Here is a 14,219-nt window from a genome sequence, read left to right as displayed (position 1 = left end):
TCGCGTTACCCCGCTCCGCTCCCCCGGCCCGTGCGGTGCCACGCTTCGATCCGGTGCGCACCGAGCGCTCCGGCGGATTCCGGCTGCGGCGGGCCGTGCGGCGGCGGCGCCGTGCGATGGCGGCGGGGCTGGCGCTGACAGCCGCCGCACTCGCGGCCGCGGCACCGCCCGGACAGGGCCACACGGACGCGGAGTCCTCGCGGGTGCCCGCTCCGGCGGGCGAGGAGCGTCGGGGCGGCCCGATCCCGGCCATGGTGTCGGCGCCGGTCCGGATCGCCGACGCGGCGGCGGTGCGGCTGCTGCACCCCGGTGACCGGGTGGATGTGCTGGCCACCCCGCTCCCGGGCGCCACACGGACCGGGTCGTCCGGTGCCACGGCACGGGTGGTCGCCCGTGGGGTCCGGGTGGCCCAGGTGCCGGGTTCCCGGAGCGGCCGCTCGACGACCGACGGCGGCGCGCCGGAGCCCGGTGCGGAGGCGAGCAGCGACAGCGCGCTGGACGAAGGGATGGACGGCGGCGGGGCGCTGGTGGTGCTGACGGTGCCGCGAGCGGACGCCACCGCCCTGGCCGGGGCCGCGGCCGGCTTCCGACTGGCGGTGACGCTATGCCGCTGCTGACTCCCCCGACTCCCCTGATGTCCCTCTCACCTGCGGGTGTAGGTTGCGGAACCGTCCGCTCCAGCACCGACGCGGCGAGAGAGAGGCAGTGGGTTGAGCCAGGAGAAGGTAACCGAGGAGAAGAAGAGCGTCATGGAAGGGTTCAAAGCCTTCCTGATGCGCGGCAATGTGATCGATCTGGCCGTCGCGGTCGTGATCGGAGCCGCCTTCACCGCCGTCGTGAACTCAATAGTGAAGGGCCTCATCAACCCCATAGTCGGAGCCTTCGGCACGAAGGATCTCGAGAAGTACCGCTCCTGCCTCGAGGGGCCCTGCGAGACCAACGCCGCGGGCGATATCGACCACGGCATTCCGATCCTCTGGGGAAGCGTGCTCTCGGCCGTGCTGACCTTCCTGATCACCGCGGCGGTGGTGTACTTCCTGATGGTGCTGCCGATGTCACGCTATCTGGCGCGCAAGGCCGCCAAGGAGGCGAAGGCGGAGGAGGAGCAGGCCGTCGCGGAGGCGGAGGAGATCCTCCTGCTGCGCCAGATCCGCGACGAGCTGGTCGCGCAGCGTGGCGCGGCCGTCGACGGTGGCGGCAGCGGCTCCAGCGCCTAGGGACCCGTCAGAGGTGGTGGGGCGGCTTCTCGTCGAGGAACCGGGCCAGACCAGCGGCATCGTCGGCGCTGTCACCGCCGGGAACCCGCTCACCCCACCCGTGGTCCGTATCGTCCGATGACCGCTGCGCCAGTGGATCGTCGAAGATCAGCGCGGCGGCCGGATCGCGCGGTCCAGGGGCAGGGGCGGTGTTCATGCCTCAAGAGTACGGCCCGGGCAGCGGCTCGGTGTATCGGCCGAGCTCGTCGTGCCACCACAGGTCACGCCCGGGCGTCCAGGACACCGGGCAGGCCAGCCGGTGCACGACCAGCACGGACCGCACCCCGGGGCAGCCGGCCAGCGCCCGGTCGACCTGCCGCTTGAGCGGCTGCAGCTCCCCGCGGTGCTGCCCGGCGTCCGCGGTGATGACGACCTTCGCGTCGACCTCCCTGATCCGCTCGCGCAGCTCATGGGGGCGCAGCCCCACGGGGAGGCTGGCGCGGACGACGTCGAGCCGGCCGCAGGCGAGCGTGGCGATCACGGACTCGGGCACCAGCGGCAGATGGACCGCCACCCGGTCCCCGGCGCGGACGCCGAGCCGGGTGAGTGCGGCGGCGGCCCGGGCCGCCTGGTCGAGCAGCTCGGCATGGGTGAGCTCCTCGGTGCAGTCCGGCTCGCTGATCCAGCGGAGGGCGACCCGGGCGGCCCGCCGAGTGTCGGCGGCCAGTGTCGGGAGCTCCTCCGTCCGAGACGTACGGGGCACGGCGGTCTTCTTTCGGACGGGGGCGAACGGCATACAGCCCAGACTGCTGTCACGCAATCAACGTCTGATGAACGCCCTCTATATGAGAGGTCCTCATCCCGTCCTGCACCCTTCGCCGGCGATCGCGGGCGGGCGGACAAGGGAGTGGTTCGCGCCTCGGTCCCCGACCATGCCATGGCTTCCCGTGCTACGCATAGCTTCCATGGACGCCGAGCGGACAAACTCCGAATCAACCCCCACCGGTCCTGCCGACGGCCTGACGGATGTCCACGGACTGCGGGTGGGCCATGCCCAGCGGTCCGGTGGCGGCCGGCTGACCGGGACGACCGTGGTGCTGGCCCCGGAGGGCGGTGCGATCGCCGCGGTCGATGTGCGCGGGGGTGGTCCCGGCACCCGGGAGACCGATGCCCTCGATTCGAGGAATCTGGTTCAGCGTGTCGATGCCATCGTGCTGACCGGCGGCAGCGCGTTCGGGCTCGACAGCGCCTCGGGGGTGGCCTCGTGGCTGGAGGAGCACGGCCGGGGCTTCCGGGTCGGTCCCGATCCGGCGCAGGTCGTTCCGGTGGTCCCGGCCGCCGCCCTCTTCGACCTGGGCCGGGGCGGCGACTGGCGGGCCCGCCCGGGTGCCGCGCTGGGGCGCGAGGCGATCGAGGCGGCGGCCGGTTCGGAGCCGGGGGCGCCGGTCGCGCAGGGCAATGTGGGGGCGGGCACGGGCGCGGTGGCCGGTGGGCTCAAGGGCGGCACCGGTTCGGCCTCCACGGTGCTGCCGTCCGGTGTCACGGTGGCCGCGCTGGTGGTGGTCAACGCCGTGGGATCGGTCGTCGATCCAGGTACGGGTGTGCTGTACGGGGAGCACTACGCGCCGTCGGACGAGGGCGGGCCCCGCAGGCCCAGTGCGGCCGAGCACGCGGAGGCGATGCGCCGACTGACCGACGCGCGGGCCGAGTCGGGGCGGCGGCAGGCCGCGTCGATGCGGCCTCCGCTGAACACCACGCTGGCCGTGGTCGCCACCGATGCCGTGCTCACCCGGGCCCAGGCGCACAAGCTGGCGGGTACGGCGCATGACGGTCTGGCGCGGGCCGTCCGGCCGGTGCATCTGCTGTCCGACGGCGACACGGTCTTCGCCCTGGCCACCTGCGGGCGTCCGCTGATACCGGAGAGCGGCCCCGAGGGCTCCGACGATCCGGCGTTCGGGGTGCACCGGGAGAGCGGTGCGCTGAACGAGGTGCTGGCAGCCGGGGCGGATGTGCTGACCCGGGCATTGGTCAAGGCGGTGCTCGCGGCGGAGACCGTGGACGGCCCGGGCGGTGTCTTCCCCGCGTACCGGGATCTTTACGGCCGCTGATCCGGCCCGTTGCTCTTTCGACCGGCGGTAAGGATGCGTCCGGCCGGGCGAGAAACGGGTCGGGGAGACGGAGAGAAGGGGGGTTGATTTGGACACCGATCTGCTGATCGTCGGGGGTGGCCCGGCGGGCTGCGCCGCCGCCGTGATGGCGGCGAGCGTGGGGATGCGCTCGTTGCTGATCGAGTCGGGCGACGCGGTGTGCGGGGCGCTGCGGCGCATCCCGGTGCTGAGCAATGTCCTCGGAGTCACCAACGGCCCGGATCTGGCAGCGGCAATCGAGGCCGGTCTGGCGCGATGTGATCTGTGCCGGGTGGAGCTGGGCAGCCGCGCCACGCTGATCGACGCCTTCGACGACCGCGTCGAGGTCACGGTCGAGACCGTGGCGCCGGTGGGGCCCGCGCGGGGGCGTGGGGCGCGGCTGACCGCTCCGTTTGTGGTCGTCGCCACTGGGGTCGGGCCGCTCGATCCTGAGGGCGTGGGATGGCTCGGGGGCGTGGCGGGCCGGGCGCTACCGCCGCTGTGGGAGGCGGATCCGGCGGCGATCGACGGCCGGACGGTGCTGGTCCTGGGCGCGGACCGGCCCCTGGGCACCGTGGCGCGGGCTCATCCGGGGCTGAGGACCCGCTTTGTGGTGGCGTATCCGCCCGAGGACGCCTACAAGACCGAGGAGATCCGGCGGGACTCGCGGGTGGAGCTGGTGGCCGTGCGGCGGCTGGAGTTGGGGCCCTCCTCGGCACCGGTCAGCGCCGAGGTCCGGACGGTGGAGGGCGAGCGACGGGTTCTCACAGCCGGTCTCGGCTTCCTCAACCTGGGCAGCGCCCCGGCGCCCCCGGCCGGGGCCGTGGCCGCCGACCGGTCCGGGTACTGCCCTCCCGCGAGCCAGCACCCGAGGGTCTTCACCGCCGGTGATCTGCGGTCGGTTCGCTTCCAGCGGATCGCGACCGCCATGGGGTCGGGTGGCGAGGCCGCGCTCGGTGCCTACTACGCATCGCGCGGCCTGCCCACGGAGACCGGGGAGCTGCCCACGGAGACCGGCGGTCCGCCCAGGGACGTGGGCGGGCCGCCGGACCCGGCAAGGGGTGGCTGAGATGCGGTCAGGCCGCGACCGCCACCTTCGACTCGTCCTCGGTGGTACCGCCCGGGGCGGCCTTGCCGCCCGCCTGGCCGGTGGCCTCCGCCTCCGTCGCCTTCCGCAGCCCCTTGAGGAAGACCACCAGACCGGCCGAGACCACCGTGCCCGCCACGATGGCCAGCAGGTACAGGAACGGCTCGCCGATCAGCGGGACCACGAAGATGCCGCCGTGCGGGGCGCGCAGCGTGCAGTCGAAGGCCATCGACAGCGCACCGGTGACGGCACCGCCCACCATCGAGGAGGGGATCACCCGCAGCGGATCCGCCGCGGCGAACGGAATGGCGCCCTCAGTGATGAAGGAGGCACCCAGCACCCAGGCGGCCTTGCCGTTCTCCCGCTCGGTCTTGGTGAACAGCCGTCCGCGCACGGTGGTGGCGAGGGCCAGTGCCAGCGGCGGGACCATACCGGCGGCCATCACCGTAGCCATGATCTTGAGGCTTCCGGTGGAGGGGTCCGACACCGCGATACCGCCGGTCGCGAAGGCGTATGCCACCTTGTTGACCGGACCGCCGAGGTCGAAGCACATCATCAGGCCGAGGAGGACGCCGAGACCGATGGCGTTGGCACCGGAGAGGCCGTTGAGCCAGTCGGTCATCGCTTCCTGCGCGGAGGCGATGGGCTTGCCGATCACCACGAACATCAGGACGCCGACGATCGCCGAGGAGATCAGCGGAATCACCACCACCGGCATGATGCCGCGCAGCGCCGCCGGGACCTTGAATCGCTGGATGCCCATGACGACCGCGCCCGCGATCAGACCCGCGACCAGACCGCCGAGGAATCCGGCCTTGATGGTGGTCGCGATGTAGCCGCCCACGAAGCCGGGGACCAGACCGGGCCGGTCGGCCATGCCGTAGGCGATATAGCCAGCAAGCACCGGCACCAGGAAGGTGAACGCCGCACTGCCGATCTGGAAGAGCAGCGCGGCCCAGCTGCTGGTCTCGGCCCAGACGAAGTGGTCCGCCACCGACTTGGCACTCGCGATCTCGTAACCGCCGATCGCGAAGGCGAGCGCGATCAGCAGACCGCCCGCGGCGACGAACGGGACCATGTAACTGACGCCCGTCATCAGCCACTTGCGCAGCCGGGTGCCGAAGCCGTCACCGGCGGGACCGTCCTCGTCCATCGGCGCCGAGCGCCCCGCCGCGCCGTCGGCCGGTGCGCCGGCCTCGCCGCGTGCGGCCTTCGCACGCGCCTCGGCGATGAGTTCGGCGGGGCGGTTGATGCCCGCTTTCACTCCGACGTCCACCGTCGGCTTGCCCGCGAAGCGGGCCTTGTCCCGGACCTCCACATCGTGCGCGAAGACCACCGCGTCGGCGGCGGCGATGGTGGCCGCGGGGAGCTTGTCGAATCCGGCCGACCCCTGGGTCTCGACCACCAGCTCGACCCCGGCCTCGCGACCGGCGTTCTCCAGCGCCTCGGCGGCCATATAGGTGTGGGCGATACCGGTCGGGCAGGACGTCACGGCGACGATCCGGAAGGGGGCCACCGGCTCCGAGGCGGTGGCCTCAGCAGCGGCAGGCTGAGCGGTGGCGGGCTCAGCAGCGGCAGGCTCACCTGCCGCGGCGGGCTGCTCGGCCCCCGATCGCTCGGCCCCCGTCCGCTCGGCTCCGGTCTGCTCGGCTCCGGTCCCCTCGGCGGCGGGTGCGCTCTGCTCCTCGCCGCGGATCAGGGCGGCCGCCCGTTCGGGGCGGTCGGCCGAGCGCAGCGCATCGGTGAAGCCGGCGTTCATCAGCTGCCGCGCCAGGCTCGACAGGATGGTCAGATGGTCGCTGTCCGCGCCCGCCGGGGCGGCGATCAGGAAGATCAGATCGGCCGGCCCGTCCGCCGCGCCGAAGTCGATCCGGGCCGCGCTGCGCCCGAAGGCCAGGGTCGGCTCGGTGACATGTGCGCTGCGGCAGTGGGGTATGCCGATGCCGCCGTCCAGGCCGGTCGGCATCTGCTCCTCGCGCGCCGCCACATCGGCGAGAAAGCCGTCGAGGTCGGTGACCCGGCCGACCGCGACCATGCGTTCGGCGAGCGACCGGGCGGCGGCTTCCTTGGTGTCGGCGGACAGGTCAAGGTCGACCAGATCCGCGGTGATCAGCTCACTCATCTCGCGGCTCCCTTGTGTGCGGTGCCGCCTTGGGGGAGGCGGGCGGACGGAGTGGGGATTGGGGGGTGGGAGTGGGGACGGCCGGTCACACGGGCTCCTTGAGCACACGGTCCAGCGGGATATCCGCCGTCGTGACGACTGCGGACGGATCGAGGTCGGCCGGGGTCGGCATGGCGCTGCCCGGCAACTGCACCGCGGCCGCCCCGTGGGCCACGGCCGAGGCGAGTGCGGCGGGCCCGGCGCCGCCCGCCGCGAGGAATCCGGCGAGCGAGGCGTCGCCGGCGCCGACGTTGCTGCGCACGGCGGCGACCCGCGCGGTGCCGAAGTAGGCGCCCGTCTCGTCGACCAGCAGCTGACCGTCGGCGCCCAGGCTGGCCAGCACGGCGCGGGCACCGAGCCCCCGCAGCTCCTCGGCCGCCTTGACCGCCTCGCCCACGGTGGCCAGCGGACGGCCCACGGCCTGCGCCAGCTCCTCGGCGTTGGGCTTCACCACATCGGGGCGCTCGCGCAGGGCGGCGGTCAGCGAGGGGCCGGAGGTGTCCAGGGCGATCCGGGCGCCCGCCCGGTGGGCCCGCGCCACCAGCTCGGCGTACCACTCGGGTGCGAGCCCGCGGGGCAGGCTGCCGCAGCAGGCGATCCAGTCGGCGCTCTCGGCGCTCGTACGGACGGCCTCCAGCACCGCCTCGGCCTCGGCGTCGCTCAGCTCGGGCCCGCCCGCGTTGAGTTTGGTGAGGGTGCCGTCCGGTTCGGCCACGGAGATGTTGACCCGGGTCGAGCCCGCCACGGGCACGCCCGCCGCCTCGATGCCCAGCTCCCCCAGCAGCCGTGCGAGTAGTGCGCCCTCCGGTCCGCCGAGCGGCAGCACGGCCACCGTGCGATGCCCCGCGGCGGCCACGGCGCGCGAGACATTGACGCCCTTGCCGCCGGGGTCGACCCGGTCGGCCGTGGCCCGCAGCACGGCGCCGCGCTCCAGCGCGGGGATCTCGTACGTACGGTCGAGGCTGGGGTTGGGGGTGACGGTGAGAATCATGCGCGTGCCACTTCCGTGCCCTGGCGCTCGATGGCCAGGGCGTCCTGCGGGCTGAGCCCGGTGTCCGTGATGAGCAGATCGACATCGTCGAGGCCGCCGAACCGGGCGAAGTGCTCCCGGCCGAACTTGGCGGAGTCCGCGAGCAGCACCACCCGCCGGGCCGCCGCGATCATGGCGCCCTTGACGGCGCCCTCCGCGAGATCGGGTGTGGTGAGCCCGCCGTCCAGCGAGAAGCCGTTGGTGGCGAGGAAGACCACATCCGCCTTGATCTCGCCGTAGCCGCGCAGCGCCCATGCGTCCACGGCGGCCCGGGTGCGGTGGCGGACCCGTCCGCCGACAAGGTGCAGCGCGATACCGGGGTGGTCGGCGAGACGGGCGGCAACCGGCAGGGCGTGGGTGACGACGGTGAGCTTGGCCTCCAGCGGGAGGGCGGCGGCGAACCGGGCCGCCGTCGAGCCCGCGTCGATGATCACGCTGCCGTCGGACGGCAGTTCGGCGATGGCGGCCCGCGCGATCCGGTCCTTCTCATCGGCGGCGGTGGACTCCCGCTCGGCGAGATCGGGCTCGAAGTCCAGACGGCCGGCCGGGATGGCGCCCCCGTGCACTCGGCGGACGAGCCCCGCCCGGTCGAGGGTGCGCAGATCACGCCGCACGGTCTCGGCGGTGACCTGGAACTCCTCGGCGAGGGACAGAACATCCACCCGCCCGCTTTCACGGGCGAGCCGGAGAATCTCCTGCTGACGCTCCGGTGCGTACATGTGGGTTTACGTCCCTTCCATGCCCGAACCTGTGATTTCGCGGCCAGATTACGTGGGCGATGCTGGAAAGTAAACAGACTCGGGCACGAAACGAACTCGGCCGGGCATGGACGGGTCGCGATCGCTCAGCGACCTCCCTTGGCTGCCTGCTTCGGACGGCCAGCTCTGAGTCCCCGCGCCGCGCGTCGCCGCAGCGCACCGTCCGTATCCCGCCGGACTTCCGCGACCCACCCGGCCAGGATCGAGTCATGTCCCCCTCATCAGGAGGGACCACCGCACAGCGGAATTTCCTCGCATAGTTCGCATACCTCGTGCAGTTCGCATACAAGGAGAAGACATGACACTCGACGGCAAGGCGGCCCTCGTCACCGGCGGCAGCCGGGGCATCGGCGAGGCCCTGGCGATACGGCTCGCCGAGGACGGCGCCGATGTCGCCCTGACCTACCACAGCCAGGCCGAACGCGCGGCGGACGTCGTCGACCGGATCAAGGCGCTCGGCCGTCGCGCCTGGGCGGTGCGGGTCGACGGCGCCGACGCGCAGGCGGTACGCGCCGCCGTGGACGGGGCCGCCGCCGAGTTCGGCCGACTGGACATCCTGGTCAACAACGCGGGCGTCGGCGCCCTCGGGCCCTTCGCCGAGCTGTCGCTGGAGGATGTGGACCAGGTCCTCGCCGTGAACGTCCGGGCGCCGTTCCTCATGGCGCAGGCGGCCGCCGCGCATATGGCCGACGGCGGGCGGATCATCAACATCGGCAGTTGTATGGCCGAGCGCGTCGCCTTCCCCGGCGGCAGCCTCTACGCGACCAGCAAGACCGCGCTCACCGGCCTCACCAAGGCCCTGGCCCGTGAACTCGGCCCGCGCGGGATCACGGCCAACCTGGTCCACCCCGGTCCGACGGACACCGATATGAATCCGGCGGACGGCGAGAGCGCAGCACTCCAGAGCGGTTTCACCGCACTCGGCCGCTACGGCCGTCCCACGGAGATCGCGGCGACCGTGGCCCATCTCGCGGGCGACAGCGGCCGCTACATCACCGGGGCGTCGATCGCCGTGGACGGCGGCTTCGCCGTCTGACCGCCCCACCCGGCCCGCGGCCGACCCCGCTACACCACACAGGCGGCCCGCACCCGGACACAAGCGAGCCCCGGCGCCAGGGGGGAGGCGCCGGGGCTCGGTCCATGGGTTGGAGAGGGTCTGGTGGCGGCTGGAGTCTGCTGTCCCGAGAACTCAAGCCGCTGCGTCGAAACCGGTCTGGCGGGCCATCTTCTTCAGCTCAAGCAAGGCATGCTTCTCGATCTGGCGGATGCGCTCACGCGTGAGGCCATGCTGCTTGCCGACCTCGGTCAGGGTGCGCTCCCGGCCGTCGTCGATGCCGTACCGCGCCTTGATGATGGAAGCGGTGCGGTCGTCGAGGCGGCCGATCAGGTCCTCCAGCTCCTCGCTGCGCAGCAGCGTCATCACCGACTGCTCGGGCGAGACGGCAGAGGTGTCCTCCAGCAGATCGCCGAACTGGGTCTCCCCTTCGTCGTCGACCGACATGTTCAGACTGACCGGGTCGCGGGCCCAGTCGAGCACATCCGAGACCCGCTCCATCGTGGAGCCGAGCTCCACGGCGATCTCGGCGTGCTCCGGCTCGCGGCCGTGCTCGCGGTTGAACTCCCGCTGCACCCGGCGGATCCGACCGAGCTCCTCGACCAGGTGGACGGGCAGCCGGATGGTACGGGACTGGTCCGCGATCGAGCGCGTGATGGCCTGACGGATCCACCACGTGGCATAGGTCGAGAACTTGAATCCCTTGGTGTAGTCGAACTTCTCCACCGCGCGCACCAGGCCCGCGTTGCCCTCCTGGATCAGGTCGAGCAGGGGCAGCCCACTGCGCGGATAGCGGCGCGCCACAGCCACGACGAGGCGCAGGTTGGAGCGGATGAAGATGTCCTTGGCGCGGGCACCTTCGGCGGCTATCGCCGCCAGCTCCTCGCGGCTCGCACCTGCGGCAGGGGCCTCCTCAACCTCGCCGTCCAGGATCTGCTGGGCATACACCCCCGCTTCGATGGACTGGGACAGCTCGACCTCCTTCGCCGCGTCCAGCAGCGGGGTACGAGCGATCTCGTCGAGATACATGCCGACCAGGTCGCGATCGGCGATCTCCCCGCCTGAGGCGCGAACGCTGTTGGCCCCATCAGTGCCACCAGCGGCGGCGGACTGATTACGGGCGACGGCACGGGTTGCCATGCGTGCTCCCTTACAGATGGATCGGGCGCGGACTATGGACGGAATCTCCGGTGTCGGGTGCCCCGTCCGAAGGAAACAACGACTGGAATCAGGACAGAATTCCCATCAGGCCCCCACCTTTTTACGATCATGCAGTATCCTGTCCACCCACACGGGGCTCAGCGCACTGCCGAAGCGGCGGGAAGCGCAGGTCAGACCCCCTGTACCGCCGCCTTCTGCGGCTCTCCCGCCCGTCTCTCATCTGTCAAGACGAATCTCGCGGGCTCCCGGTTGCCCGGATGGCCCATCGCCCCGGGTTGCCCGGCCCTCCACATGGGTGTGCGCTGGAAAGTGACAGGTCAGGGCGGGGACGCGGCGACGAGGAGTTCGGTCATGAATGCCCCCACAGCCCCGGTGAGCCACCGCCACCATCCGCGGCTCCACCTCCCACTGCACCCCTCCGCCTCCTGGGGCATCCCCGTCGTTCTGGCGGTGCTCTTCGGCGGCTGGATGATGTTCGTGGACCACAATCAAGGCTCCACCATCCCCGCGTCCGCCGTCCTCGGCGTGGTGTCGGCGGTGGTGGTCGGGGTGCTCTGCTACGCCCTCGGCAGGATGACGCCGAGCCTGATGCCGGAGCTCCGGGCTGTGCTCTACGGGACGCTCCTCGGCTGTGCGCTCGGCTTTCTGCACGCCGTGAGCGGAGGCTCGGTGTACCGGTCCGCGGGGATCGGGCTCGGGGCGGGGCTCGCGATGATGGGCATAGTGTTCTACGTCTTCCACGTACGGGAGGAGCGCCCTCGGCAGTAGCCCGTGATCCGCCATGACCCGTAGCCCGCAGCCCGGTAGCCCGGTAGCCCGGTAGCCCGCCGCAGCCTTCCGTAGCCCCGGCCCAGACCTCCGGCCGAGGCCCCCGGCCCTCCCGCCCCGGCCCCGGCTTAGGTCGTTGGTCCCCGCACGCTTCCGTCCCCGGCCCGATTCGGGACCGTCCCGCCCTCCCTAGCGTGAGGTCATGACAGACGACACGAGTGGAACCCTCGACGAAGCCCTCGAGCGACTGCATGCCTCAGGCCCCGAGCATGAGGGATGGCTGAGCAATCACGCGCCGATGGCCGTGGAGGCGCTGGTGCGTCACGGCCAGGGCCGCACCGTGCACCGGTGGCTGGACCGCTATCGCGACAAGCTGGAGGAGATGCCGGGCTCGTACGCGCGGATCACCGAAGAGAACTGGCGCGAGGCGCTCGGCGATCCACGCCGTCTCGCCGACTGGCCCGCCTACTTCGACCGGGAGCTCACCGACCGCCCCTGGCGGGACGTGCTCGCCGTGTGGTGGCCACGGCTGCTGCCGGGCATCGCGGGCGGCGCGACACATCCGGTGATCCGCGTCGGCCATGCCGTACGGACCCTCCTGGACGACCCGGGCACTACGACCGCTCCCCGCACCGCCGAACTGGCCCACGCCCTCGGCTACTGGGCCGCCCGGCACGCCCCGCTGCCGCCGCTCCGGCAGCGGCCGGGCCCCGCCTCCGGGACGGCGGCCGACGCACTGGCCGCCGTGGAGCCGGTCGCGGACCAGAGCGGTGGCATACGGGCGCGGCTGGCCCGGCTCACCGCCTTCCCCACCTGGCCGCCCACCCCGCAGCCCGGCCGGCCGACCGCCCCGCAGCCCACCAGCCGGACGACCGCCCCCGACGCCGCCGACCCGTCGGAAGAGGCGCGCCGGCGGCTGACCGAGCTGGTGCGGGCCGCGACCCATCGCTACGCCACCCACGGCCACGGCTCACCGGTCATGCTGGTCCACGCCGCGACCGCGCCCAACGCCGTACTGCGCGTCCTGCCCGCGCTGCCGCGCGAGCTGTGGGTGCCGAGTCTGGACGCGGCATGGGCGGCGAGCGCCGCGGTCACGGCGGTGTACGCGCCGCGGGAGCCGCTCCCGGCCGACCGGCTGCCGTCCGCGGCAGGCGTCACCCCCGAGGAGGTCTTCGCCCGCGCCGCCGTGCACGGCGATGAGCACGCCATCAAGCTCACCGACACCGCCCTCGATGTCGCCCAGGGCCCGGACGCCATGGCCCTGGCCGCGGCACTCCACGCCTGCGCGATGATCGATCCGGCGCTCTGAGGCGGGCACGAGCCGGTCCGTACCCGCTCGGACCCACCCCCTCGCCGAGCCCTCCCCGCTCCCCCCACTCACCCCAACTGCACCGACCGCTTCGCCAACCCCATCCAGAAGCCGTCGATAACGCTCCGCTGGCTGCCCAACTCCGCCTCCGCCGCGCCCAGTGTGACGAACAACGGCGCGAAGTGTTCGGTGCGCGGGTGGGCGAGCCGTCCCGCCGGGGCCGTGTGCTCGAAGTCCAGCAGCGCGTCGATGTCCTGGGCGTCCAGGGCCCGCTGCCCCCAGTCGTCGAACTCGGCCGACCAACTGGGCGGCGTCGGGCCCCTCTGCCGCATCGCGGCCAGGTTGTGGGTGAAGAAGCCGCTGCCGACGATCAGGACGCCCTCGTCCCGCAGCGGTGCCAGCTTCCGCCCGATCTCCATCAGCTTCCGCGGGTCGAGGGTCGGCATCGAGACCTGCAGGACCGGGATGTCGGCCTCCGGATACATCTCGACCAGGGGCACATACGCCCCGTGGTCCAGCCCCCGATCGGGGATGTCCTGGACCGGGGTACCCGCCGTGCGCAGCGTCTTACGGATCCGCTCGGCGAGCTCGGGGGCGCCCGGCGCGGCGTACCGCACCTGATAGTAGTGCTGGGGAAACCCCCAGAAGTCATAGACCAGCGGCGCCTGCTGGGTGGCCCCGACCGCCAGGGGCGCCTCCTCCCAGTGGGCGGAGATCATGAGAATGGCCTGAGGCCGGGGCAGGCCCGCGGCCCAGGCGGCGAGCTGTCCGGGCCAGACCGGATCGTCGGCGAGCGGCGGAGCACCATGACTGAGGTAGAGGGCGGGCATACGCCCGTCGAGCGCGGACATGAAGTCTCCTCGGCAGAGCTCGACAAGGTACTTGAAGTCTCAAGCAATCGCGGCATTACTGTACCGCACACTTGTTTAAACTTCAAAAAGTGTTCTCTAGAATGGACGCGTGGACGACGCCATGAAGACCCCCTCAGACACCGAAGAACCGCGTTGGCTGACCGATGACGAGCAGCGCAGTTGGCTGGCGTATGTCCAGGCGAGAATGCTTCTGGAGGATCACCTCGACCGCCAGTTGCAGCGCGACGCCGGCATGCCCCACGTCTACTACGGGCTGCTGGTGAAGCTCTCCTGGGCGCCACGCCACCGGATGCGGATGACCGAACTGGCCGAGGCCGCCAAGATCACCCGATCCCGGCTGTCCCATGCCGTCGCGCGCATGGAGAAGGACGGCTGGGTCCGGCGCGAGGACTGCCCCGACGACAAGCGCGGGCAGAACGCGGTCCTCACCGACAAGGGACTCAAGGTGCTGGAGGAGACCGCCCCCGGCCATGTATCCGCCGTGCGGATGGCCGTCTTCGACCGGCTCACCCCCGAGCAGGTCGAGCAGTTCGGCACCATCTGCCGGATCGTCGCGGACGGTCTGCAGCCGGAGGGTGCCGACCTCCCCTGGCTGCGCTGACGCCCCTGGGACCGACACGCGAAGGCGCACGAGGCGCACGAAGGCGCGAGAAGGCGCACGAAGACCCCGCTCCCCCAGGATTCTCCCCAGGGGAAC

The 14,219-nt window shown here is 72.1% G+C and carries 15 protein-coding genes; 8 read left to right on the top strand and 7 right to left on the bottom strand.

The window, feature by feature from the left end; all coding sequences use genetic code 11:
• Positions 1-53 precede the first annotated feature (53 nt).
• Together STRVI_RS04205 and mscL are read left to right on the top strand one after the other, a co-directional pair.
• On the top strand, positions 54-617 hold the full coding sequence (locus tag STRVI_RS04205; RefSeq protein WP_353477028.1) for an RcpC/CpaB family pilus assembly protein: 564 nt from the start codon (positions 54-56) through the stop codon (positions 615-617).
• 132 nt (positions 618-749) lie between these two features.
• The gene (gene mscL, locus STRVI_RS04200; RefSeq protein ID WP_043237834.1) at positions 750-1,217 is read left to right on the top strand and encodes a large conductance mechanosensitive channel protein MscL; all 468 of its coding nucleotides are present in this window, start codon (positions 750-752) and stop codon (positions 1,215-1,217) included.
• Positions 1,218-1,224: 7 nt separating this feature from the next.
• Here mscL and STRVI_RS04195 read toward each other — a convergent pair whose 3' ends face one another.
• On the bottom strand, positions 1,225-1,413 hold the full coding sequence (locus STRVI_RS04195) for a hypothetical protein (protein ID WP_014054365.1): 189 nt from the start codon (positions 1,411-1,413) through the stop codon (positions 1,225-1,227).
• 3 nt (positions 1,414-1,416) lie between these two features.
• Positions 1,417-1,959, bottom strand: coding sequence for an AMP-binding protein (locus STRVI_RS04190; protein WP_240450673.1), 543 nt, complete (start codon positions 1,957-1,959; stop codon positions 1,417-1,419).
• A gap of 202 nt (positions 1,960-2,161) precedes the next feature.
• On the opposite strand from STRVI_RS04190, the gene STRVI_RS04185 reads away from it, so the two are divergent.
• The gene (locus STRVI_RS04185; protein WP_014054363.1) at positions 2,162-3,304 is read left to right on the top strand and encodes a P1 family peptidase; all 1,143 of its coding nucleotides are present in this window, start codon (positions 2,162-2,164) and stop codon (positions 3,302-3,304) included.
• Between the two features lie 88 nt (positions 3,305-3,392).
• On the top strand, positions 3,393-4,391 hold the full coding sequence (locus STRVI_RS04180; protein WP_014054362.1) for an FAD-dependent oxidoreductase: 999 nt from the start codon (positions 3,393-3,395) through the stop codon (positions 4,389-4,391).
• Between the two features lie 7 nt (positions 4,392-4,398).
• Here the strand turns inward: STRVI_RS04180 and STRVI_RS04175 are convergent, their stop codons facing one another.
• From STRVI_RS04175 to STRVI_RS04165, 3 genes are all read right to left on the bottom strand, one after another.
• Entirely contained in the window at positions 4,399-6,531 is a 2,133-nt protein-coding gene (locus STRVI_RS04175) for a PTS fructose transporter subunit IIABC (protein ID WP_014054361.1), read from the bottom strand.
• Positions 6,532-6,616: 85 nt separating this feature from the next.
• Positions 6,617-7,561: a 1-phosphofructokinase gene (gene pfkB, locus STRVI_RS04170; protein WP_014054360.1), complete on the bottom strand. Its 945-nt coding sequence runs from the start codon at positions 7,559-7,561 to the stop codon at positions 6,617-6,619.
• Complete coding sequence (locus tag STRVI_RS04165; protein ID WP_014054359.1) at positions 7,558-8,319, bottom strand: DeoR/GlpR family DNA-binding transcription regulator; 762 nt, start codon at positions 8,317-8,319, stop codon at positions 7,558-7,560. Before STRVI_RS04165 ends, pfkB begins: the two co-directional genes overlap by 4 nt.
• 337 nt (positions 8,320-8,656) lie before the next feature.
• Between STRVI_RS04165 and STRVI_RS04160 the strand changes: the two genes are divergently transcribed.
• Complete coding sequence (locus STRVI_RS04160) at positions 8,657-9,394, top strand: 3-oxoacyl-ACP reductase family protein (RefSeq protein WP_014054358.1); 738 nt, start codon at positions 8,657-8,659, stop codon at positions 9,392-9,394.
• 153 nt (positions 9,395-9,547) lie between these two features.
• Here STRVI_RS04160 and STRVI_RS04155 read toward each other — a convergent pair whose 3' ends face one another.
• Positions 9,548-10,552: a sigma-70 family RNA polymerase sigma factor gene (locus STRVI_RS04155; protein WP_014054357.1), complete on the bottom strand. Its 1,005-nt coding sequence runs from the start codon at positions 10,550-10,552 to the stop codon at positions 9,548-9,550.
• 372 nt (positions 10,553-10,924) lie between these two features.
• Here STRVI_RS04155 and STRVI_RS04150 point away from each other — a divergent pair, with 372 nt between their 5' ends.
• Positions 10,925-11,341: a hypothetical protein gene (locus tag STRVI_RS04150; protein WP_014054356.1), complete on the top strand. Its 417-nt coding sequence runs from the start codon at positions 10,925-10,927 to the stop codon at positions 11,339-11,341.
• Positions 11,342-11,543: 202 nt separating this feature from the next.
• On the top strand, positions 11,544-12,650 hold the full coding sequence (locus tag STRVI_RS04145; RefSeq protein ID WP_014054355.1) for a questin oxidase family protein: 1,107 nt from the start codon (positions 11,544-11,546) through the stop codon (positions 12,648-12,650).
• Positions 12,651-12,718: 68 nt separating this feature from the next.
• Here the strand turns inward: STRVI_RS04145 and STRVI_RS04140 are convergent, their stop codons facing one another.
• A complete protein-coding gene (locus STRVI_RS04140; protein WP_014054354.1) occupies positions 12,719-13,501 on the bottom strand; it encodes a dioxygenase family protein in 783 nt (260 codons plus the stop codon).
• 121 nt (positions 13,502-13,622) lie between these two features.
• On the opposite strand from STRVI_RS04140, the gene STRVI_RS04135 reads away from it, so the two are divergent.
• Entirely contained in the window at positions 13,623-14,123 is a 501-nt protein-coding gene (locus STRVI_RS04135) for a MarR family winged helix-turn-helix transcriptional regulator (RefSeq protein WP_014054353.1), read from the top strand.
• Positions 14,124-14,219 lie beyond the last annotated feature (96 nt).

This window comes from Streptomyces violaceusniger Tu 4113 (genome assembly GCF_000147815.2).
GTDB lineage: Bacteria > Actinomycetota > Actinomycetes > Streptomycetales > Streptomycetaceae > Streptomyces > Streptomyces violaceusniger_A.
Note: the sequence above shows the minus strand (reverse complement) of the source record. Positions and strands in the feature narration are given on the sequence as shown.